This is a genomic window from Rhizobacter sp. Root404, assembly GCF_001425865.1.
Classification (GTDB): Bacteria; Pseudomonadota; Gammaproteobacteria; order Burkholderiales; family Burkholderiaceae_C; genus LMDS01.
The window spans coordinates 231,771-252,582 of record NZ_LMDS01000006.1 but is presented as its reverse complement, the minus strand read 5'-3'; the positions used below and the strand labels follow the sequence as shown (position 1 = coordinate 252,582).

General features: G+C 71.5%; 24 protein-coding genes. 10 read left to right on the top strand and 14 right to left on the bottom strand.

Translation table 11 applies throughout. The annotated features are described in order from the left end of the window. The first annotated feature begins 65 nt into the window (after positions 1 to 65). The 3 genes from ASC76_RS21940 (at position 66) to ASC76_RS25795 (ending at position 3,036) form a co-directional block, all read left to right on the top strand. The gene (locus ASC76_RS21940) at positions 66 to 1,064 is read left to right on the top strand and encodes a tripartite tricarboxylate transporter substrate binding protein (RefSeq protein WP_056471891.1); all 999 of its coding nucleotides are present in this window, start codon (positions 66 to 68) and stop codon (positions 1,062 to 1,064) included. 104 nt (positions 1,065 to 1,168) lie between these two features. After that, complete coding sequence (locus ASC76_RS21935; RefSeq protein WP_162247153.1) at positions 1,169 to 2,668, top strand: glycosyltransferase family 39 protein; 1,500 nt, start codon at positions 1,169 to 1,171, stop codon at positions 2,666 to 2,668. Continuing rightward, positions 2,665 to 3,036, top strand: a complete 372-nt coding sequence (locus ASC76_RS25795) for a GtrA family protein (RefSeq protein ID WP_056471886.1) — start codon at positions 2,665 to 2,667, stop codon at positions 3,034 to 3,036. Before ASC76_RS21935 ends, ASC76_RS25795 begins: the two co-directional genes overlap by 4 nt. Here the strand turns inward: ASC76_RS25795 and ASC76_RS21925 are convergent. Next, a complete protein-coding gene (locus ASC76_RS21925; RefSeq protein WP_056471882.1) occupies positions 3,011 to 3,877 on the bottom strand; it encodes a ChbG/HpnK family deacetylase in 867 nt (288 codons plus the stop codon). The genes ASC76_RS25795 and ASC76_RS21925 overlap by 26 nt on opposite strands. After that, a complete protein-coding gene (locus ASC76_RS21920) occupies positions 3,874 to 4,860 on the bottom strand; it encodes a glycosyltransferase family 2 protein (RefSeq protein WP_056471879.1) in 987 nt (328 codons plus the stop codon). Before ASC76_RS21920 ends, ASC76_RS21925 begins: the two co-directional genes overlap by 4 nt. Before the next feature lie 64 nt (positions 4,861 to 4,924). Here ASC76_RS21920 and ASC76_RS26395 point away from each other — a divergent pair, with 64 nt between their 5' ends. Together ASC76_RS26395 and ASC76_RS21915 are read left to right on the top strand one after the other, a co-directional pair. After that, entirely contained in the window at positions 4,925 to 5,047 is a 123-nt protein-coding gene (locus ASC76_RS26395) for a hypothetical protein (RefSeq protein WP_256364467.1), read from the top strand. Between the two features lie 13 nt (positions 5,048 to 5,060). Then, positions 5,061 to 5,849 (top strand): class I SAM-dependent methyltransferase, encoded by a 789-nt coding sequence (locus ASC76_RS21915; protein ID WP_056471876.1) that lies wholly within the window; start codon positions 5,061 to 5,063, stop codon positions 5,847 to 5,849. Between the two features lie 14 nt (positions 5,850 to 5,863). On the opposite strand, the gene ASC76_RS21910 is transcribed toward ASC76_RS21915, so the two are convergent. Further along, positions 5,864 to 7,555, bottom strand: coding sequence for an AMP-binding protein (locus ASC76_RS21910; protein ID WP_056471872.1), 1,692 nt, complete (start codon positions 7,553 to 7,555; stop codon positions 5,864 to 5,866). A 149-nt stretch (positions 7,556 to 7,704) separates the two neighbouring features. Here ASC76_RS21910 and ASC76_RS21905 point away from each other — a divergent pair, with 149 nt between their 5' ends. Then, positions 7,705 to 8,610: a CPBP family intramembrane glutamic endopeptidase gene (locus ASC76_RS21905; RefSeq protein WP_056471869.1), complete on the top strand. Its 906-nt coding sequence runs from the start codon at positions 7,705 to 7,707 to the stop codon at positions 8,608 to 8,610. On the opposite strand, the gene soxX is transcribed toward ASC76_RS21905, so the two are convergent. The 8 genes from soxX to ASC76_RS21865 all read right to left on the bottom strand — a co-directional run bounded on the left by soxX (position 8,555) and on the right by ASC76_RS21865 (position 15,087). Further along, positions 8,555 to 9,193, bottom strand: a complete 639-nt coding sequence (gene soxX, locus ASC76_RS21900; protein ID WP_056472178.1) for a sulfur oxidation c-type cytochrome SoxX — start codon at positions 9,191 to 9,193, stop codon at positions 8,555 to 8,557. The two genes, ASC76_RS21905 and soxX, sit on opposite strands and share 56 nt — an antisense overlap. Positions 9,194 to 9,198: 5 nt before the next feature. Beyond that, the gene (soxA, locus tag ASC76_RS21895) at positions 9,199 to 9,999 is read right to left on the bottom strand and encodes a sulfur oxidation c-type cytochrome SoxA (protein ID WP_056471866.1); all 801 of its coding nucleotides are present in this window, start codon (positions 9,997 to 9,999) and stop codon (positions 9,199 to 9,201) included. After that, positions 9,996 to 10,307 (bottom strand): thiosulfate oxidation carrier complex protein SoxZ, encoded by a 312-nt coding sequence (soxZ, locus tag ASC76_RS21890; RefSeq protein ID WP_056471863.1) that lies wholly within the window; start codon positions 10,305 to 10,307, stop codon positions 9,996 to 9,998. Before soxZ ends, soxA begins: the two co-directional genes overlap by 4 nt. A 14-nt stretch (positions 10,308 to 10,321) precedes the next feature. After that, on the bottom strand, positions 10,322 to 10,780 hold the full coding sequence (gene soxY, locus ASC76_RS21885; RefSeq protein WP_056472176.1) for a thiosulfate oxidation carrier protein SoxY: 459 nt from the start codon (positions 10,778 to 10,780) through the stop codon (positions 10,322 to 10,324). 125 nt (positions 10,781 to 10,905) lie between these two features. Further along, positions 10,906 to 11,730, bottom strand: coding sequence for an HDOD domain-containing protein (locus tag ASC76_RS21880; protein ID WP_056471862.1), 825 nt, complete (start codon positions 11,728 to 11,730; stop codon positions 10,906 to 10,908). 93 nt (positions 11,731 to 11,823) lie between these two features. Beyond that, positions 11,824 to 12,642, bottom strand: a complete 819-nt coding sequence (locus tag ASC76_RS21875) for a TSUP family transporter (RefSeq protein WP_056471860.1) — start codon at positions 12,640 to 12,642, stop codon at positions 11,824 to 11,826. A gap of 190 nt (positions 12,643 to 12,832) precedes the next feature. Further along, positions 12,833 to 14,365, bottom strand: a complete 1,533-nt coding sequence (locus tag ASC76_RS21870; protein WP_056471858.1) for a cell wall metabolism sensor histidine kinase WalK — start codon at positions 14,363 to 14,365, stop codon at positions 12,833 to 12,835. Then, complete coding sequence (locus ASC76_RS21865; protein ID WP_056471855.1) at positions 14,362 to 15,087, bottom strand: response regulator transcription factor; 726 nt, start codon at positions 15,085 to 15,087, stop codon at positions 14,362 to 14,364. Before ASC76_RS21865 ends, ASC76_RS21870 begins: the two co-directional genes overlap by 4 nt. Positions 15,088 to 15,228: 141 nt before the next feature. On the opposite strand from ASC76_RS21865, the gene ASC76_RS21860 reads away from it, so the two are divergent. Both ASC76_RS21860 and ASC76_RS21855 read left to right on the top strand, forming a co-directional pair. Next, positions 15,229 to 15,768 carry a sigma-70 family RNA polymerase sigma factor gene (locus ASC76_RS21860; protein ID WP_056471851.1) on the top strand — a complete coding sequence of 180 codons (540 nt, stop codon included), beginning with the start codon at positions 15,229 to 15,231 and terminating at the stop codon, positions 15,766 to 15,768. A gap of 28 nt (positions 15,769 to 15,796) precedes the next feature. After that, positions 15,797 to 17,131, top strand: coding sequence for an MFS transporter (locus ASC76_RS21855; protein WP_056471850.1), 1,335 nt, complete (start codon positions 15,797 to 15,799; stop codon positions 17,129 to 17,131). On the opposite strand, the gene ASC76_RS21850 is transcribed toward ASC76_RS21855, so the two are convergent. Both ASC76_RS21850 and ASC76_RS25610 read right to left on the bottom strand, forming a co-directional pair. Then, positions 17,112 to 17,798, bottom strand: coding sequence for a GNAT family N-acetyltransferase (locus ASC76_RS21850; protein ID WP_056471847.1), 687 nt, complete (start codon positions 17,796 to 17,798; stop codon positions 17,112 to 17,114). The two genes, ASC76_RS21855 and ASC76_RS21850, sit on opposite strands and share 20 nt — an antisense overlap. Positions 17,799 to 17,809: 11 nt before the next feature. After that, on the bottom strand, positions 17,810 to 17,977 hold the full coding sequence (locus tag ASC76_RS25610; protein WP_200947198.1) for a hypothetical protein: 168 nt from the start codon (positions 17,975 to 17,977) through the stop codon (positions 17,810 to 17,812). A gap of 70 nt (positions 17,978 to 18,047) precedes the next feature. Here ASC76_RS25610 and ASC76_RS21845 point away from each other — a divergent pair, with 70 nt between their 5' ends. Both ASC76_RS21845 and ASC76_RS21840 read left to right on the top strand, forming a co-directional pair. Further along, positions 18,048 to 18,419, top strand: coding sequence for a thioredoxin domain-containing protein (locus ASC76_RS21845; protein ID WP_056471844.1), 372 nt, complete (start codon positions 18,048 to 18,050; stop codon positions 18,417 to 18,419). Positions 18,420 to 18,480: 61 nt separating this feature from the next. Beyond that, positions 18,481 to 19,386 (top strand): crotonase/enoyl-CoA hydratase family protein, encoded by a 906-nt coding sequence (locus ASC76_RS21840; protein WP_056471843.1) that lies wholly within the window; start codon positions 18,481 to 18,483, stop codon positions 19,384 to 19,386. 1 nt (position 19,387) lies between these two features. Here ASC76_RS21840 and ASC76_RS26290 read toward each other — a convergent pair whose 3' ends face one another. Continuing rightward, a complete protein-coding gene (locus ASC76_RS26290) occupies positions 19,388 to 20,746 on the bottom strand; it encodes a CzcE family metal-binding protein (RefSeq protein WP_056471839.1) in 1,359 nt (452 codons plus the stop codon). Between the last annotated feature and the right edge of the window lie 66 nt (positions 20,747 to 20,812).

The following is a 20,812-nucleotide window of genomic DNA, read 5'->3' as shown; positions in this document are numbered from 1 at the left end:
TCTGACCCCCGAGCCTGCGGCGCGCGACACTCTCGCGCACCATGCAGTCCACGAAGGGGTTCCCCATGCCGACGATCGATCGCCGCCGCCTGCTGCTTGCCAGCGCCGGCTCCCTGCTCGCACCCGCCGCGGTGCGCGCCCAGTCCGCGTGGCCGAACAAGCCGGTGCGCATCGTCGTGCCGTTCGCGCCCGCCGGCACCACCGACATCCTCGCCCGTGCGCTGACCCCCGAGCTGACGAGGGCCTTCGGCCAGACCTTCATCATCGACAACAAGCCCGGCGCCGGCGGCAACCTCGGTGCCGACGCGATCGCCAAGTCGGCACCGGACGGCTACAACCTGCTGATGGGCACGGTCGGCACGCACGCGATCAATGCGGCGCTGTACCCGAAGATGCCGTTCGACCCGGTCAAGGATTTCGTCCCCGTCGTGCTGGTCGCGGGCGTGCCGAACGTGCTGGTGATGAACCCGGCGAAGGCCGAATCGGCCGGGATTCACAACGTCGCCGACCTGGTGCGGTTCGCGAAGGCGAACACCGGCAAGCTGAACATGGCGTCGAGCGGCAACGGCACCTCGATCCACCTGACCGGCGAGCTGTTCAAGAGCGTCACCGGCACCTACATGGTCCATTTCCCTTACCGTGGCTCCGGCCCGGCGCTGCTCGACCTGATCGGCGGCACGATGGACCTGATGTTCGACAACCTGCCGTCGGCGCTGCCGCACATCAAGTCGGGCAAGCTGAAGGCGCTCGCGGTGACGTCGATCCAGCGCAGCGCCGCGCTGCCCGACCTGCCCACCATCGCCGAAACCGGCGGCGTGATGAAGGGCTTCGACGCGAGCTCCTGGTTCGGCCTGTTCGCGCCGGCCGGCACGCCGATGGACATCGTCAACCGCATCAACCAGGAAACCGCCAAGTCGTTCCAGTCGCCCGCGTTCAAGGAGCGGCTGCAGTCGCAGGGCGCGATCCCCGGTGGCCAGCCGCCGGCCGAGTTCGCGGCCTTCATCGCGGCCGAGACGAAGAAGTGGGCGCAAGTCGTGAAGGTCTCCGGCGCGAAGGTGGATTGAGTCGCACCGGCCCGCGGCCCGCCGCGTCCCGATCGCCTGCGCGACGTGCTGGGCAGGGGTGAGCCGATGGTCTAATGGCGCGCCACGCCGACCCCGCCGCGCCAATGCCCGCTCCCGCCCCTGACTCCCGTGCCGCCGCCGCCCCGGCTTCGGCGCCGGTGCTGCTCGGCGCGCTGGCGCTCTGGCTGCTCGCCACCCTCGGTCTGCGTCCGCTGCTGCTGCCGGACGAGGGCCGCTATGCCGAGGTGGCGCGCGCGATGTGGCACGGCGACTGGCTGGTGCCGACGCTCAACGGACTGCCGTTCTTCCACAAGCCGCCGCTGTTCTACTGGCTCGACATCGCCGCGCTGCAGCTGCTCGGCGTGCACGAGTTCGCCGGTCGCTTCGGCTCGGCCGTGGGGGCCTGGCTGATGGGCGCGGCGCTGTTCCTCGCGATGCGCCGCTGGCACGGCGCGCGCACCGCCGCGCTCGCGCTCGGGGTGCTGGCGACGACGCCGTTCTTCTTCGTCGGCAGCCAGTACGCGAACCACGACATGCTGGTCGGCGGGCTGATCACCGCCGCCGTGCTGGCGATGGCGCGGGCGGTCGACGAACCGCCCCGGGTCGATCTGCGCTGGCTCGTGGCCGGCTGGCTGTTGTGCGCGTTCGCGGTGCTGGCCAAGGGCCTGATCGGCATCGTGCTGCCGGCGCTGGTGATCGGCCCGTGGCTGCTCGCGCAGGGGCGCTGGCGGCAGGTGCTGGGGCTGCTGCACCCGCTCGGCCTGCTCGTGTTCGCCGTCGTCGGGCTGCCTTGGTTCATCGTGATGCAGCAGCGCTATCCCGGCTTCTTCGACTACTTCGTGATGGAGCAGCACTTCCGCCGCTTCGCGCAGTCGACCTTCAACAACGTGCACGGTCCGTGGTTCTTCCTCGCCGTGCTGCCGCTCGCGACGCTGCCGTGGAGCGCGTGGACGCCGGTGGCGCTCAAGCGCGCGTGGGCGGATCGCAGCCCGACCACGTTGCTGTACGCGTGGTGGGTCGTCGCGATCGTGGGCTTCTTCTCGATCCCGAGCTCCAAGCTGGTCGGCTACGCGCTGCCGGCGCTCGCGCCGTGGTGTGCGCTGCTGGCGCTGGCCGTCGCGGCGGGCACGGGGCGCGCCTGGCGGGTGGTGATGGGCGTGGCGGCGCTCGCGTGCGTGGCGATCGTCGGCTTCGCGGCCTGGAAGGCGCCGCAGTCGAACCAGGCGCTGGCGCAGGTGCTGCGCACGGCGATGCAGCCCGCCGACCGGGTCGTGATGGTCGACGAATACTTCTACGACGTGCCGTTCTATGCCCGGCTGGCGCGGCCGGTGGTGATCGCCGCGGACTGGGCCGATCCGGAGATTCCGCGCCGCGACAACTGGCGCAAGGAGGTGTTCGATGCGGCGCGCTTCGACCCGCCGCTCGCGCGCCAGCTGCTGCGGCCGCTGACCGAGCTGGACCGCATGGCCTGCGGCACGAGCGCGACCTGGTTCATCGTGTCGGCCGGACACGCCGACCGCGTCTCGGGCCTGCCCGGCGCCTCGCGTGCGTTCGCCGACAAGCGCACCGAGCTCTGGCGCGTGCCGGGGCGGGTGTGCCCTTGAGCACGGCCCGCCATTTCTCGCGCTACACGCTGGTCGGCGCGGTGGCGACCGCGCTTCACTACGGGGTGCTTGCGGCCCTTGTCGAGGGCGCGGGCTGGGCGGCCTGGCTGGCGTCCGGCACGGGGGCGGTGGTCGGCGCGCAGCTGGCGTATGCGGGCAACCGCTGGTTCACGTTCGCGCACCGCGGCGGCATCGGTGCGTCGTGGCCGCGCTTCATGCTGACGGCGCTGTTCGGCGCGGTACTCGGGATGGCGATCGTCGCGCTCGGCGTGCGGCTCGGGTTGCACTACCTGATCGCGCAGGTCATCGCGACGCTGACCAGCCTGCTGCTGACGTTCGCGATCAACCGGGCCTGGACGTTTCGGTGACGGTCCGCCAGACGCGCCCGAGGCGCACGCCGGCCGCCGCCAGGTCGTCGTCGAACGCCACGCTGCCCAGGTAGGCGAGCTCGCGCTTGCGCGCCGCCTGGATCGCATCGGGCGGATCGCCGGGCAGGTGCTCACCGGGGTGGCAGAACAGCAGGCCGCCCTCGGCGGGGAGCTCGGCGAGCCAGCGCCGCATGCACCCCTGATAGTCGGGATCGACGAAGTCGTAGGCGCCGAGCAGCACCGCGTTGTGCGGGATCACGCGCTGGGTCAGTTCCCGCTCCAGCGTGCGCCCGCCGGTGCGCTCGATCACCCAGCGCTTGAAGCCGGCGCCGGGCCCGAGCAGCCGGCCGGTATTGCGCAGCGCGGGCAGCGGCTGCACGTGCTCGACCATGTCGAGGATCACGCGGCGCACGCCCGGCAGATGGTGAACGTGCTGGTGGCCGTCGATGAACGCCGGCGGACGGCCGAGCACATGGTTGAAGGCGGCGAGCTGTGCATGCACCTCGTTGCGCACCTGCGAGATCGGCAGCAGCCGCAGGTGCGCCTGTGCGATCAGGCGCGGCAGCGGCGGGAGTGTCGGCCAGTGCCGTGCGAGGCGCGTGCTCAGCGGCCGGCCTTCGGTGAAGTTCAGGTGCAGGCCGACGTCGACCGTGTCCGGCAGGCCGTTCAGCAGCCCGGCCGTCTTCGGCCAATGCGGGCTGTTGGTGATGCACGAGATCGCGGTCAGGCGCTGCGCGTGCGCCAGCCGGGCGATGCCGGCGGAGATGCCGGGCGCCAGCCCGAAATCGTCCGCACACAGGGCGAGCAATCGCTGCCCGCCGCGGCCCGTCGCGGCGCTCATGCGCCGGCGTCGTCCGAGGCGGCGGCGATCGCGCCGCGCCCGGCCTGGCTGCCGATCAGGTAGACCGGCCGCTGCTTGACCTCGTCGAAGATCCGCCCGACGTATTCGCCGAGGATGCCGATCGACAGCAGCTGGATGCCGCTGAAGAACATCATCCCGCACACCAGCGTGGCCCAGCCGGGCACGTCGCTGCCGTAGATGAAGTGCTCGATGACGATCCACATGCCGAACGCGAGCGCGAACAGCGCGACCACGACGCCGAGCGCGCTCCACAACCGCAGCGGCGCGTTGGTGAACGCGGTGACGCCGGTGAACGCGAGCTTCGACAGGCTGCGCAGCGAGAAACTGCTGGTGCCCGACAGGCGCTCGGCCGGCACGTACGGGATGATCACGTTGTGGAAGCCGACCCAGGCATACAGCCCCTTCATGAAGCGGTTGCGCTCGGGCAGCGCCTTGAGCGCGTCGACGACGCGGCGGTCCATCAGCCGGAAGTCGCCGGCATCGACCGGGATCGGCACCGCGGCGTTGTGGTTGACCAGCCGGTAGAACAGCGCGGTGCCGATCCGCTTGGGCCAGCTCTCGTCGGCGCGCGACGCGCGCGCGGCGCAGACCATGTCGGCCCCGGCCTGCCAGGCCTGGACCATCTCGGGCACGAGCGAGGCGGGGTGCTGGAGGTCGGCGTCCATCAGCAGCACCACGTCACCGGCGGCGTGGTCGATGCCCGCGGTCAGCGCCGCCTCCTTGCCGAAGTTGCGCGACAGGCGCAGGTAGCGCACGCCCGGCGCCAGCAGCCACGGGGCGACTGCGGCCGGCGTGGCGTCGCGGCTGCCGTCGTCGATGACCAGCACCTCCCAGCGATCGGTCAGGTCGGCCAGCTGCACCGTCAGGCCGGCCAGCAACGGACCGAGGTTCTCGGCCTCGTTGTACGCGGGCACGACGCAGCTGATGGCGGGGCGGGCGGGGCGGGGTGTGGTGGGGGTCATGGATCGTCGGAGCGCGGATGCGACTGTAAGCTGGCCGCCGGCCCGCCGCGCGCGACGCGTGTCGGTGGCAACATGCCATCGTTGCAATCCGCCGACTTTCCGCCCGCCCGAGACGCTGCCGCTGTTCAAGGCGGCGAACCGCATGAACGCGTACAACACCTACCTGCTGATGGAGCAGGGAAAGTAACCGGAGAGTCCGAATGAACGACCCGCAGATCCGCTTCGACGACGGCGCCGCGTACGAGGAATTCATGGGCACGTGGAGCCGCCTCGCGGGCGAGGTCTTCCTGCCCTGGCTCGCGCCGCCGACGGGGCGGCGCTGGGTCGACGTGGGCTGCGGCAACGGCGCGTTCACCGAGATGCTGGCGACGCGCTGCGCGCCCCTTTCGCTGCAGGGCATCGATCCCTCGCCCGAGCAGATCGCGTATGCACGTGCGCGGCTGGACGGCGCGGTCGCCCGCTTCGGCGTCGGCGATGCCCAGGCGCTGCCGTATGCCGATGGCGCGTTCGACGCCGCGGTGATGGCGCTGGTGATCTTCTTCGTGCCCGACCCGGCGCGCGGCGTGGCCGAGATGGCCCGCGTCGTGCGGCCGGGCGGCAGCGTCTCGGCCTACGCGTGGGACATCCTCGGCGGCGGCTTCCCGTTCGCGGTGTTGCAGGAAGAGATGGCCGCGCTCGGCGTGCCGCCACTGTGGCCGCCGAGCGTCGAGGCGTCGCGGCTCGACGCGCTGCGCGCGCTGTGGCGCGACGCCGGGCTGGTGGAGGTCGAGACGCGCGTGATCACCGTGCACCGCGAGTTCGACGACCTCGAGACCTTCTGGCGCATCGCGCAATCCGGCCCGCGCCTGGCGCCCCGGCTTGCCGCGATGCCGACGGCCGACGTGGCGACGCTCCGGGCACGCCTGCGCGAACGATTGGCGCCGGACGCGCGCGGCCGCATCACCTGCGAAGCCCGCGCCAACGCGATCAAGGGCGTCGTGACCGGGTAGATCGGCCCGACGCGTCAGCCGTGGTGCCACACCACACGCTGATGCGTGCCGGTCCAGCGCTCGTACAGCGGCGCATAGACCTCCTCGATCCGATTGCGCTTGACCTTGAAGGTCGGCGTGATGAAGCCGTTGTCGACCGTCCACGGTTCGCTGACCACGACCAGGCAGTCGAGCTGCTCGTGCGGATCGAGCTGGGCGTTGACGGCGTCGAGGTGGGCCGACAGCGACACCGCCATCGCCTGGCGCTGCGTCGAGTCTTCGGCGCGCTTGGCCGACTCGGCGTTGAGCATCACGATGCCGAGCGGCTGGCCGAGGTTGGCGCCGGTGACGACGCAGGCCTCGACCACGCCGTTCATCACGAGCTTGTCCTCGATCGGCGCGGGCGCCACGTACTTGCCCTTGCTGGTCTTGAACAGGTCCTTCACGCGGCCGGTGATGCGCAGGTTGCCCTCGGCGTCGAGCTGGCCCTTGTCGCCGGTGTGCAGCCAGCCGTCGGCGGTGAACGCGTCGCGGGTCAGCTCGGACTCCTTGTAGTAGCCGAGCATCAGGCCGGGGCTCTTGACCTGGATCTCGCCGGTCTGCGGATCGAGCCGGCTCTGCACGCCGTCGTACGCGAGGCCGACTGTGCCGGGCCGCTGAACGCCGGGCAGCGTGGCGTGCGAGACGCCGCAGTTCTCGGTCATGCCGTAGACCTCGATGATCGGCAGCCCCAGGCGCTCGTACCAGCGCAGAAGTTCCGGCGGCATCGGCGCAGCGCCGCCGGCGGCGATGGTGCACTGGTCGAGGCCGAGCGCGGTCAGCACCTTCTTCGCGACGATGCGGCGCACGATCGGCAGCTTCAGCAGCCGCGCCAGCTTGTCGGGCGGCATCTTCGCGTGCACGCCCTGCTGGAACTTGACCCACAGCCGCGGCACCGAGAAGAAGCAGGTCGGGCGGGCGCGTTGCATGTCGGCGCCGAAGGTCTCGAGGCTCTCGGCGAAGTACACGTGCATCGAGGTGGCCAGCAGCCCGTGTTCGACCAGCGTGCGCTCGGCCACGTGCGCGAGCGGCAGGTACGAGAGCATGCGCGCGTCGCCCTGCAGCGGCACGCGCTTCAGCGCCGTCGACAGCGACCACGCGAAGGTCTCGAAGCTGTGCATCACGCCCTTGGGCATGCCGGTCGTGCCCGAGGTGTACATGATGGTCGCGAGTTCGCCCCCGTCCCGCAGCGGTTCGCCTCTCAATGGCGGCGTTTCCGCGACGATCGCTTCCCACTGCGGATAGTGCGTGCGCGGGGCGAGCGGCGTGGCGATGCACGGCAGGCCGTCGGGCACGCCGGGCTGCATCGCGTCCCAGCCGTCGAGCTTGCCGACGAACAGCAGCCTCGCCTCGCTGTGCGCGAGGATCTGGCGGATCGTGCCGGCCGCGAGCGTCGGATACAGCGGCACCGACACGTGCCCGGCGAGCCAGATCGCGAAGTCGCACATCAGCCAGTGCGCGCAGTTCTTCGACAGGATCGCGATCCGGCTGCCCGGCGCGAACCCGAGCGCCTGCAGGTGCGCGGCCATCCGGCGCGACTCGTCCATCACCTGCGCCCAGGTGTAGTCGCGCACTGCGCCGCCGCCGAGCGGCTGGGTCAGGATGACGCGGTCCGGGGCGGTGCGCTCCCAGTGGTGCAGGCGCTGCAGCGCCAGGGCATCGGGCGAGACGGTGGAGGGGGTCGGCATCGGGGCGTTCCTCGGCCGCGGCGGGCAACAGGCCCGGTGCGCGCCGCCGAACATAGGGCAAGGCGCACGCGGCGCCAAGAGAGGGACTACCGAGTCCGCGTGCGCCGCCGCCCCGGACGCGCCCGCGGGTTTGCGGCGATGATCGCGCGATGAGATTTCCGCTGCTGCGTCTGCCCCTCGCCCTGCTGTTCATCGTGCCGGTGTTCATCGGCCAGGCCGCGGTCTGGGGGCTCGCGAAGCGTTTCGGCAAGGTGCCGGTCGCGCTGCTGTCGGTCGCGATCGCCTGCCTGCTCGGCTGGGCCGCCTACGCGCTGTACACGCGCTGGGTCGAGAAGCGCCCGGCCGACGAACTGCGCGGCCCGGGCGCGCTGAAGGAACTGGGCGCCGGGCTCGCCTTCGGCGCGGTGCTGTTCAGCAGCGTGATCGCGGTGCTGGCGCTGCTCGGCGTGTACCGGATCACCGGGCTGCGCAGCGACCTCTCCGTGATGGTGATCCCGCTCTGCGTCTCGCTCGCGGCCGCGGCGATCGAGGAGATCCTGATGCGTGGCGTGGTGTTCCGCCTGCTCGAAGCGTCGCTCGGCACCTGGATCGCGATGGCGATCTCGGCCGCGATCTTCGGCGCCGGCCACCTGGCCAACCCGAACGCGAGCGCGCTCGCGGCGGTGGCGATCGCGATCGAGGCCGGCGTGCTGCTGGCCGCGGCCTACCTGCTGACGCGGCGGCTCTGGTTCGCGATCGGCATCCACGCGGCGTGGAACTTCACGCAGAGCGGCATCTACGGCCTGCCGACCTCGGGCATCCCGATGAACGGCATCTTCGTCAGCAGCGTGGCCGGGCCGGAGTGGCTGACCGGCGGCGCGTTCGGCGTCGAGGCCTCGGCAGTCGCATTCGGGCTCGCCAGCGCCGCCGGCGTCGTGCTGCTGGTGATCGCCGGGCGCCGCGGCCGTTTCATCGCGCCGTTCTGGCGGCGGCGCGGCGAAGGCGCGCCGCCCGTGGCCGCTACTGCGCGTTCACCGGCGATTTCGGGTCCAGCAGCAGCGCCATCAGATCCTTGATCTGCGCCTGCGTCAGCACGCCGGCGTGGCCGAAGCGCGGCATGCCGGAGCAGGCGTTGTAGGCCTTGGCGTTCCACAGCTTGCCCCAGGTGTACTGGACGATCGCGGCCGATCTCGGATCGGCCGGGTCGGTCACGCCGCGCAGCTTGCCGTAGTGGTACAGGCTCGGGCCGATCGTGCCGTACGAGATCTCGGCCTTGCTGATCTGGTGGCAGTTGTAGCAGTTGCCGCCGGCGGGCACGCCGGCCGGGTCGGTCCAGGTCATGCCGCGGCCGTTCTGCGCCAGTGCCTCGCCGACCTTCCAGTCGCCGAGGTAGACCCCGTCGGTCGGCCACTTCACGGTCGCCAGCTGGGCGGCTTCGAGGCGCTTGATCACGTCGGGCGGCGGCGGCTGCTCGGCCGAGCAGGCCTGCTGGACCTCGTCCTGCGTCAACCGGTCGAGCTTGGCGATGCCCTGCTCGCGGAACGACGACTGGATGACGCCTTGCGTGACGCGCTGGGTCTCCTGCGGATTCGGCGCGCTGCTGCAGCCGGCGACGAGCGCCACGGCCGCGAGTGCGAAGGTTCGGGTGGGGATGCTCATGTCGTTCACCGCTTGATCGCCGGCGCGGTCGACGCCGCGCCCTTGGCCTGCACGCCCATGTAGACGCCGAGCGCGATGGTCGCGTCCGACGCATAGCCCGGGTACGGGAAGCGCTGCTGGCGGTAGCAGTCGTTCAGCCGCCGCTGCATGCCCCACAGCTCGCCGCTCGACACGCGGTACGCCGGCCAGGCCGCGAAACCGACGCCGTCGCCGGGGTTCACCGTCAGGTTCGGCAGGTCCTGCAGGCGGATGCGCTTGCCGGCCTCGCCGTGGCAGGACGCGCACGCGAAGTCGTACGGCCCGCCGCGGAAGAAGAACACCCGCTTGCCGACCTCGTACATCTGGCGCTCGGCGGCATGCGCCTGCGGCAGGTTGAACTTCAGCCCGCGCGACTCGGCCGAGATGTAGGCCACCAGCGCCTCGATGTTGGCCTGTTCGCCGCGGCCGAACGGTGTCGCCGCGATCTCGCTGGCCTTGAAGCCCTGCTGCGTCTCCATGCAGCTGAGCAGGCGCGACTCCAGGTCCTGCACCCGCTGGGTGTCGACGAAGTAGCGCGGCAGCTCGACGAACGCGCCCTTCACGACGCCGGGGCCCTTGCCCAGGTCGCACGCTTCGAGCGAGGCGTTCTTCGGGCCGCGCCGGCTCTTCCACAGCGCCTCGCCCTTGGCCTCCCACAGTTCGGCGGGGTTGCCGTCGGCCAGCAGCGCGCGGTACTGCGCGATGCCGTCCGCGGCGCTCGTCTGCGCCTGTGCGCCGGCGCTGGCGAGCGCGACCGCGGCCAGCGCCGCCATGCGCAGCGCCTTCATGCGACGACGGCCTCGTCGCTGCGTTTGTCGCCGCGGTTGTCGACCCAGGTCACGGTGATCTTGTCGCCGGCCTTCGCCCCCTTGACGACGAACTCGGTGAACGGGTTCTTCGCGATCGCGGTGCCCCACTGCGCGGTCATCACGGTCTTGCCGTTCAGCGCGGCGGTGACCTCCGTGATGTGCCAGGCGGGGATCGTCTTGCCGGCGGCGTCCTTGCGCTGGCCGGTCTCCATCTCGTGGCTCATCAGCACGCGCACGACGGCGCCGCTGCCTTGCACTTGCGCGCGGATGCGCATCGGGTCGGACATGTTCTGTACTCCTGTTAGCCGCCGCAGCCGCCCAAAGTGACCTTGACCTCTTTTTGCGCGTACAGGACCTTGCCGTCGCCGGTGATCGCGACCGCGAGCACGTTGGAGGTCTGGCCCATCTTGATGCGCGTCTTGACGCTGGCCTCGACCGCGTCGGTGAACTCGAACACGCCGGCCAGCGTGGTCGGGTTCTTCTCGACCAGGAAGGCGATGCGCTTGACGCCGGGCAGCGAGGTGGCGGCGCCGATCGGCACGACCGCGCCGTTCTCGGCGATGTCGGGCGCGGTGAAGACGATGTCCTTGCTCTCGACCGGCTTGGCGATGCCGAGGCCCTTGATCACGTCGTCGATGGACTTGCCTTCGAACGCCGCCTTGTTCCACGCGCTCTGGGCGTGCGCGGGCAGCACGCCGGCGCCGGCCAGCAGCATGGCCACCGCGGCGCTGCGGCTCATCATCTCTCGTCGGGTTTGCATGAAGTGGATTCCTTGCGCGGCCATCGCGCCGAGCCGGAACTGTAGGGCCGAATGCGCGCCCCCGCAGGTTGCGCGGCGCGAGAACCGCGCCGAGTCAGGGATATTCCCGAGGCCCGCGCGGCGCGTCAGTCCGCAGCTTCGCGAGCGACCGCCGCCTCGATCTGCTCCTGGATCTTGCGCGCGCCGCGCAGCACCAGGGTCGGGTCCAGGCCGGCCTGAGGCGCGACCGCCTGCGCGACCTCGTCGAGCGAATCCGGGTCGGTCATCAGCGCATGGGCCAGCGCCGACAACGCACAGATGCCGCGCCGCGGCAGCTGCATCGGCAGTTCGCGCGTCGAGATCACCAGCACGTGGAAGCGCACGCTCGCGACCGCCGCGGGCGCGAGGCCCCAGCTCTCGCACAGCGCGGCGCCGAGCGCGTCGTGGCTGACGCCGAACTCCTGGTGCTCGAGCATCAGCAGCTCCTCGTCGTCGGCGGCCTGCGCCAGCAGCTCGCGGTAGCGCGTCGTCGCATGCCGCAGCAGCACGGCCTTGCCGCATTCCTCGAACAGGCCGGCCGAGTGCGCGGCCCACGGGTCGACACCGATCGCCTGCCCGATGCGGCCCATCAGCAGCCCGCGCACGCTGGCGCGCTCCCAGATCGGCGTGAGTTCCGGGCCGGCCGGGAACACGGCCTTGAGCCCCATCGCGAAGGTGACCGACGCGACTTCGCGCGTGCCGAGGTGGGTGATGGCCTGCTGAACCGACTGCACGCGCCCGCGCAACCCGTACAGCGACGAGTTGACCGCCTTCAGCACGGCCGAGGCCAGCGCCATGTCGCCCGAGATCAGCGCGCTGACGGCCTGCAGGTTGATGTTCTCGTCCGCCAGCATCGTCGACAGCGTGACGAGCGACTCCGGCTGCGACGGGATGTCGATGTTCAGCGAGCGCAGGGCGGGGTCGACGGGCATGGGCGGCTTTCGGCAGCGAAGCGAGGACAGCTTGCATCCTAGGCACTCGCGCCGCGCCCCGTCGCCCGAAAAGCGGGGTGCTCGCCCCGCAGTTCAGCGGCCGAAGGCGTCCCAGCCGGTCTTCAGGATCAGCGCCGCGACCACGCCGATGAACACCACGCGCACGAAGCCGGCGCCGTGTTTCAGCGCGAGCCTCGTGCCGATCAGGCTGCCGGTGACGTTGGCGACGGCCATCACCGCGGCCACGTGCCACCACACATGGCCTTTCAGGGCCAGCAGCGCGAGCGCCGCGAGGTTGGTCGCGGTGTTCATCAGCTTCGCGCTGGCGCTGGCGTTCAGGAAGTCGAAGCCGAGCAACCGCACCAGCGCGAACACGAAAAAGCTGCCGGCCCCCGGGCCGAAGAAGCCGTCGTAGAAGCCGATCACGCCGCCGATCGCCGCCGCGGCCGCCGCCTGGTGCCGACCGCGCAGCGCCGGCGCGTGCGTGATGCCCAGGTCCTTGCGGACCAGCGTGTACGCCAGCACCGCGACGAGCACGATCGGCAGCGCCTTGCGCAGGCCGTCGGCGCTGACCAGCGTCAGGGTCCAGGCGCCGGCCAGGCTGCCGAGCGCGGCGACCAGCGCGGCCGGCACCATCGCGCTCCACGGGATCTGCACCCGGCGCGCGAACTGCCGCGTCGCCCAGGCCGTGCCCCAGACGCCGGTCGCCTTGTTGGTGCCCAGCAGCGTGGCGGGGGGCGCGTTCGGAAAGACGCTGAACAGCGCGGGAACGAGGATCAGCCCGCCGCCCCCGACGATCGCATCGACACAGCCGGCGAACAGGGCAGCCAGCGTGACGATGGCGGTCTCAAGCAAAGGAAACGGTCCGGAGAAATGGAAAAGGGCGTCAGGATCAACTGACGCCCTTCGCATTTTGCATCGGCGCGCATGGCGGCCTGCGTATCGTTCGCGACCGCGGGCGTGTCGCCTGGGTGCGTTGTCTCTGTCTCCTCAGCCCCGCCCTGCGCGGCACCACGAAGGTGCCTGCCGCGAGAACCCGGACTGTAGGCGTGTCCCGGAACCGGTGCACTAGGGGTTTCCCGGCCGGGATTCTGAGGAATCGTCAACCGGGCGTCGCGGCGGCTGGCAGGGTCAGGCGCACGGTGGTGCCGGCACCGGGCGCGCTGGTCACCGCCACCGCACCATCATGGAGCTCAGCGATCCGTTTGACGATCGCCAGGCCCAGGCCTTTGCCGCCCTCGCCGGTGGCGGGGGCGACGCTGTGGCGGCTCTGGTAGAAGCGGTCGAACAGGTGCGGCAGGTCGGCCGCGGCGATGCCGGGGCCGGTGTCCGAGACGCTGACCTCGACGCGGCCGTCGACCGCCATGGCGCCCAGCGTGATCCGCGCGCCGGGCGGGCAGAACTTCAGCGCGTTGTCGACCAGGTTGGCGATCGCGCGCTCGAAGAGTTCGATGTCGACGCGGGCGATCGGCAGCGCGCGCATCTCGTCGGCGGGGCGCGCGGCTTCCAGCGTGATGCCCTGCTGCGCGGCGCGCTCGGCGAAGCGCAGCGCGATGTCGTCGAGCAACTCGCCCAGGTCGACGACCTCGGCGTGCAGCGCGAACTGCGGCTCGTCGAGCTTGGCCAGGTCGCCCAGCGACTGCACCAGCCGCGCGGCGTTGCGGGTGTTGCGCAGCGCGACCTCGACCAGGCGGCGGTCCTCGCCGCGCGCGGCATCGCCGGCCCAGCGCTCGTCGAGCGTCTCCAGGCACGCAACCGTCGCGGTCAGCGGCGAGCGCAGGTCGTGCGACAGGTTGCTGACGCCCTCCCGGCGGAAGTGATCGAGCCGGCGCAATTCGGTCCACTGCCGGCGCAGCGTCGCCAGCATCATCTCGAACGCGCGCGTCAGCTGGCCGAATTCGTCGCGCGTGACGGCGGGCAGCGCGGTCGGCGCGCCGGCCAGGCCGGCGTCGAGGCCGCGCTGGGAGATCGTCGAGACGGCGTCGGTCAGGCGCCGCAGCGGCCGCGTGACCGAGACGATGATCAGGACCGACAGCAGCGTCGTGAACGCGACCACCGCGACGATCAGCCCGAGCGCCGGCCGGCCGAAGCTCATGCGCAGGTCGCTCCAGCGCCCGGGCGCGTCGGCGCCGGGCGGCGGACCGGTGTGCAGCACGAGGTACAGGTAGCCGACCACCGCGTCGCCGGCGCTCATCGTCGCGCGACGCACCGGTTGGACCGCGACGACGGCGTTGGCGTCCATGCGCTCCGGGTCGTCGCCCATCACGTAGGCCGCGTCGGGGTGGCCGACCGCCTGCAGCACCGGCATGAGCGCCACCTTGAAGCCGGGCGGGATCTTCGCGTTGCCGCTGCTCGCGAGCACCGCGCCGTCGAGCGCCAAGAGGTAGAGCTGCGTGTCCGGCTCGAACAGCACCATGTTGCGCAGCCAGCCGCGGAACTTGTCCGGCTCGCCTTCGTAGGTCTCGAACAGGTAGTCGTTGTTCGCGACCACGCGGCCGAGGAACGCGGTGCCGCGGCGGTAGGTGGTCTCGTGCTCGAAGCGCTGGAACGCGTGGATCACGGTGGCGACCACCAGCAGCACGGTGACCAGGCCGGTCGCGAAGATCGCCAGCGCCAGCTTGAGCCGGACGGTCATGGCGCGAGATCGCGCATCTTGTAGCCGGCGCCGCGCGCGGTCAGGATGATCTGCGGCCGCATCGGGTCGGCCTCGAGCTTGGCCCGCAGGCGGTTGATGTGGGTCGTGACCGTGTGCTCGTAGCCGTCGTGGGTGTAGCCCCAGACCGCGTTCAGCAGCTGCGAGCGCGAGAACACGTGGCCGGGGTGTGTCGCGAAGTGCAGCAGCAGGTCGAATTCGAGCGCGGTGAACTCGATCGACTCGCCGCGGCAGCGCACCTGGCGCTTGGCCGGCAGGATCTCGAGTTCGCCGTTGCGGATGCTCGCGGCCGCCTTGGCGCCCGCCGCGCCAGCGGCCTGCGCGGCCGCGAGCAGCTGCGCGCGCCGCAGCAGCGCCTTCACCCGCGCCAGCAGCTCGGCCAGCGAGAACGGCTTGGTCAGGTAGTCGTCGGCGCCGAGTTCGAGGCCGAGCACGCGGTCGAGCTCGGTCGACTTGGCGGTCAGCATCAGGATCGGTGCCGCGCTGCCCTTGGCGCGCAGTGCCTTGCAGACCTCCAGGCCATCCATTCGCGGCATCATCAGGTCGAGCACCAGCAGGTCGGCCGGCGCGGCCAGCTGCTGCGCCAGCGCCGCCTCGCCATCGCCCACCGCCGAGACCTCGTAGCCGGCGTTGCGCAGGTTCATCACCAGCAGGTCGCGGATGTCGGTCTGGTCTTCGGCAACGAGGATGTGGGCAGGCGGCATGGGCAACGTAGGTCGGACGGAACCGCCGGCTCTTACGCCGGCGCCTTGACGAGATTGTGATCTTCCCGTGAGGTTCGGTGAGGTGGGCGCGAGGTGCGCCGCCGACAGTTCATTCCATCGCCACCCGATGGACACCGCCCCATGAACACCGCCGCTGCCGCCCACCCCGCCGCCTTCGTCCCCAGCGTCTCGTGGACCGAGATGGTCGCGCACCGCGGCTACCTGGTGCGCTTCGCCCAGCGCAAGCTGCGCGACCCGCTGCTGGCCGAGGACGCGGTGCACGACGTGTTCGAGGCCGTGCTCTCGGGCCGCGCCGTGTTCGCCGGCCGGGCTGCGCTGCGCTCGTGGCTGACGGCGGTGCTCAAGCACAAGATCGTCGACGCGGTGCGTCGCAATGCCGGCACCGACTCGCTGGACGACGCGTTCGGCCACGACGACGACGAATCCGGCGTCTGCGACATCGAGTGCCCGCAACCGCGCCCCGACCAGGTCGCCGAGCAGCACCAGTTGCTGATGCTCGCGCTCCAACGGATCGAGGCGCTCCCGCCCGGCCTGCGCGACGCGATGCGCCTGCGCGTGCTGGAGGAGCAGAGCACCGAGGAGGTGTGCCGCGCACTCGGCATCAGCGAGGAGAACCTGTTCGTGCGCATCCACCGCGCGCGCAAGCAGCTGCTGTCCTGAGCGGGTCGGGTTCGGTAGGATCCGGCCGATGCGCCTGCCCCTGCCCGACCTCCTCTCGACCCGCATCGGCCGCCTCGCGGCGTTCTTCCTGCTTTACGTGACCGAGGGCATTCCGCTCGGCTTCACGGCCGTTGCGATCGCCACGCAGATGCGACGCCAGGAGCTCGGCCCGGCCGAGATCGGCGCCTTCGTCGGCTCGCTGTATCTGCCGTGGGCGTTCAAGTGGGTGATGGGCCCGTTCGTCGACACGCTGAGCACCGACCGCTTCGGCCGGCGCCGCCTGTGGATCCTGATGATGCAGCTCGGCATGGTCGGCACGCTGGTGCTCGCGATGCCGGTGAACTTCGTGACCCAGCTCGGCCTGTTCACCGCGATCATCTTCCTGCACAACGCGTTCGCCGCGACGATGGACGTGGCCATCGACGCGCTCGCGGTCGGCGTGCTGCCCGAGCCCGAGCGCGGCACCGCCAACGGCTTCATGTTCGCCGGCGCCTCGATCGGCCAGGCGATCGGCGGCGCCGGCGTGCTGTTCCTGTCCGACGTGCTGCCGTTCAGCTCGACCTACGTGTTCGTGATGGCGGCAATCCTCGCGGTCACGGTGTTCGTCGTGCTGCCGCTGAACGAGCCGAAGCGCGGGCCGCAGCCACCGCAGCCGGGCAGCGCGGCCGCCGCGATCGGCCGCGAGCTGGCCGCGTTCGTGCGCGACTCGTGGCGTGCGTTCACCGGCTCGCGCGCGGCGCTGGTCGGCGTCGTCGTGGCCTTGCTGCCGGCCGGCGCGTACGCGCTGAGCCTGGCGCTGCAGTCGAATCTCGCGGTCGAGCTCGGCCTGTCGGACAACCAGATCGCGCAGCTGAACCTGGCCTCGACGGTGATCTTCGCGTTCGCGTGCATCGCCGGCGGCTGGCTGTCCGACCGCTACGGCCGGCGCCGCATGCTGGCGCTGTTCATCTTCCTGACCGCGCTGCCGACGCTGTACCTGGCATGGACGATGGCGCAGGCGCACTGGATCATGCCGGTCGAGCTGAAGGCCGCGAACCGGCCGCAGCCGTCGGCCGCGTTGCTTGCGGCGTTCTGGATCGCGAGCCTGTCGTTCGCGATCTTCCAGGGCCTGTACTACGGCGTGCGCACCGCGCTGTTCATGGACGTGACGACCAAGGCCGTGGCGGCCACCCAGTTCACCGCGTACATGGCGATGTCCAATCTGGTGATCAGCTACACCGCCTGGTGGCAAGGCTGGGCGATCACGCGCTGGGGCTACCCGGTGACGCTGGCGGTCGACGCCGCGGTCGGCATGATCGTGCTGGCGGTGCTGCCGCTGATGAAGCCGCGCGCCGCGGAGGCGGCTACGCCGGCCCCCGCGTGACGACCCGCACCGGGGTCTCCATGCGCTCGCGGAATCCCATGCGCCCATAGAGCCGCACGGCGTTGGCGTTGCTGCGCATCACGTGCAGGAACGGCACCTCGCCCTCGGCCAGCTGGCGCCGGATCAACCGGTTCATCAGCCCGGCCGCCAGGCCGCGGCCCTGCGCATCGGGGTGGGTGCAGACGCCGCTGATCTCGTGCCAGCGGCCGGCCTGCGAACGCTCACCGGCCATCGCGATCAAGCGCTCGCCGTCGAAGCAGCCGAGGTACTCGCCGAGCTCGATCGTGCGCGGGCCGAACGGGCCCGGGTGGGTCAGCGCCGTCAGTGCCAGGACCTCGACCACGTCGGCGGCACCGAGCGGGCGCAGGCCGGGCAAGGGCCCGACCTCGGGCGCCGGCGCGTCCCAGACCATCTGCAGCAGCGTCGCGTCGGCATCGAGCCGCCAGCCCGGCGGCACCGCGCCGGACCAGCCGGAGACATAGAGCGACTCGCCGTCGGTGGTGCACGCCGCGAGCGCATCGAAGTCGGCGTTCGATGCGTCCTCGAACGCGACGATCGGCGAGAAGCCGGTGGCGTAGCGCCGCACACCGCCGCCGCCCGCCGCCCAGCGTGCTTGCGGGCCGTTCAAGGCATGCCAGAAGATGTTGTCGAGCAGCGCGGTCGCCATCGGCCGCGAGCTTACTCCGCGTCGAGCGCGCCTTTCACGACCGCCTGGGTCAGGGTCGGCGCGCATTCCTCGAGGAAGCGGTAGGCGTAGCCGCGCAGGCAATGGCCGCGCCGGACGGCGATGCGCGTCAGACCGCGCCCCGAACCCGCGCTGATCCCGCTGTCCGCGGTGTTCTTCAAGGATTCGATTGCAGCTTTTCAGCTAAAGCCCGCGGCTGCAAGGCGCCCGCGGCCGCGGCACACTGCGCGGATGAACGACGACACCGCCCTGCGCGTGATCTGCCTGTGCGCCGGCTGGTGCGGCGTGTGCCGCGACTACCGCGCGACCTTCGACGCCGCGGCGACCTCGTTCGACGCGGGAACCGCGTTCGCGTGGTTCGACATCGAGGACGACGCGGCGCTGCTCGACGACGTGGATGTCGAGAACTTCCCGACGCTGCTGATCGCGCGCGGTGCCCACACGCTGTTCTTCGGCACGATCACGCCGCAGCCGGCCACGCTCGCGCGCCTGGTGCAGCGCGCGCTCGACGGCGACCTGGCGCCGCGCACCGATGCGCCCGAGGTCGACGCGTTCGTGCAGCGCCTGCCGGCCGGTCAACCAGGCGACAGCGACGCCGGCTGAATCGGTGCACGATGCGGGCACTGCGCCGCGCCGTCGGCGCGCCCTAACGGAGACACCGACGATGAATTTCGAGACCCTGCGCTACGAGGTCGAGGACCAGATCCTGACCCTGACGCTGAACCGCCCCGAGCAGCTCAACGCGTTCAACGGCCCGATGATGAACGAGCTGATCAAGGCGTTCGACGCCGCCGATGCCGACGACGACGTGCGCGCGATCATCGTCACCGGCGCCGGCCGCGCGTTCTGCGCCGGGGCCGACCTGTCGCAGGGCGCCAAGACCTTCGACTACGCGAAGCGCGAGGACAAGCCCGACAAGGCCGGCACGCCGCTCGACGCGGCCGGGCAGCCGGTCTGGGGCCACGAGTCGGTGCGCGACGGCGGCGGTCGGGTCACGCTGCGGATCTACGAATGCCTGAAGCCGGTGATCGCGGCGATCAACGGCCCGGCGGTCGGCATCGGCGCGACGATGCTGCTGCCGATGGACATCCGGCTCGCCTCCGAGACGGCGCGCATCGGCTTCGTGTTCGCGCGCCGCGGCATCACGCCGGAGGCGTGTTCGAGCTGGTTCCTGCCGCGTCTGGTGGGCATCAGCCGGGCGCTGGAGTGGACGTACTCGGGCCGCATCTTCCCGGCCGCCGAGGCGCTCGCAGGCGGCTTCGTCAGCGCGGTGCACGCGCCGGACGCGCTGCTGCCGGCGGCGCGTGCGCTGGCGCGCGAGATCGTCGACCACGCGGCGCCGGTCTCGGTCGCGCTGACGCGCCAGATGATGTGGCGCATGCTCGGCGCCGACCACCCGATGGAGGCGCACAAGATCGACAGCCGTTCGATCTACGCGCGCGGCGCGTCGCCCGACGCGAAGGAAGGCGTGATGTCGTTCCTCGAGAAGCGCCCCGCGCAGTTCAGCAGCAAGGTCTCGACCGACATGCCGGCGTTCTTCCCGTGGTGGCAGGAACGCCCGTACGAGTGACTCAGCTGCGCCGCGGCTGCATCGGGTTCGGCGCCACGTAGGCCGTGACCTTGCGGGCGAGCACCCCCGGCGGCGCCACCTTGGCGAGGTCGAAGCTGCTGCGCTGGCCATTGAAGTTCCAGACGAAGCTCTTGTCGCCGACATCGAAGCGGATCACCTCGCCGCCGGTGACGTTGACGTAGCTCGTGCCCGGCCCGATTGCGATCGTCCGCGTCACCAGCGAGACCGGCGCCGGGCTGCCGAACAATTCCAGCGACGGATCGCTGCGCGCCGCGAGCACCTGCGGGCCCGAAGGTGGTGCGGCGGCCGCCGGCGGCGCCGGTGCCGGCCGCGGCGCGGCGGAGATCGGTGACGGTGACGGTAACGGTGACGGCGCTGCCGCAAGCGCCGGCGCCGGCGCGTAGCCCGACCCGGCGTCCGCCGGTCGGGGGTACGGCTGCGCTGCCGGCGCAGCCGTGGGAGCCGGTGTCGGAGCCGGAGCCGGAGCCGCAGCCGGGGCCGGTGCCGGCGGGCGCGGCGGCGGCGGCTTCGGCGCCGGCGAGCGGCTCGCGGCCGGCGGCGGCGCGGGCGCCGGCGCGGGCCGGGAGGCGGAGGCTGCCCCGACCGGCGCCATGACCGCCGGGGCGCTCGCGACAAGCGGTGGCGTCGACGCGGCGCGCGCCAGCGACGACGCGGACGCGGGCTGCGCGACCCCCCGCGTGGCCGACGCCGCCGCCACGGCCGACGCGCTTACGGACAAGTTCGGGGACGAGGCCGGCGACGCGACCGGCGGCTCGCCGCCCGCCGGCGGCGCCGGCGCAAAGTGGTCCCACGCCGCGTAGCCCACACCGCCGGCCACCAGCACCGCGATCGAGGCGGCCGCCCAACCCGGGAAGCGCACCGCCGGATCGGCTCGCTCCGCGTCGACATGAGGCAGCAGCGCCTGGATCAGCAGTTGCACGTCGGACGACCAGCGCGCATGGTTCAGCTCGACGCTGTTGCGGAACGCCAGTTCCCTGAGGTCGTCGGGCAGCTGCTCGGCGCGCGGCATCTCGGCGTCGTGCACCAGCACCGGGATGACCGGGATGTCGCGCTTCAACGCGCTCGCGGTTTCCAGGCGCACGAAGTCGTATGGGTCGTCGAGGCGGCGCTGGCCGTGCTTGTCGGCGACGGTCAGCCAGTTCTTGCCGATCACCGCCAGCAGCACGCCGCAGGACGAGACCTGCTGCTCGATCACGCGCCGGAAGTCGCGCCCCGGCTCGATCCCGGCCACGTCCATGAACACCGAGCCCTTGCCGAAGCGATCGCACAGGTCTTCGAACAGTCGTCCGGCGTGGCCCTCGGTGTCGTCGCGGCGGTAGCTGATGAAGATCGCGCGCATGCGGCGAATTGTGATCAGTTGCGTCTGCGCGGCGTACCCCTATCAGATGCGAACCGCTGTAACGAG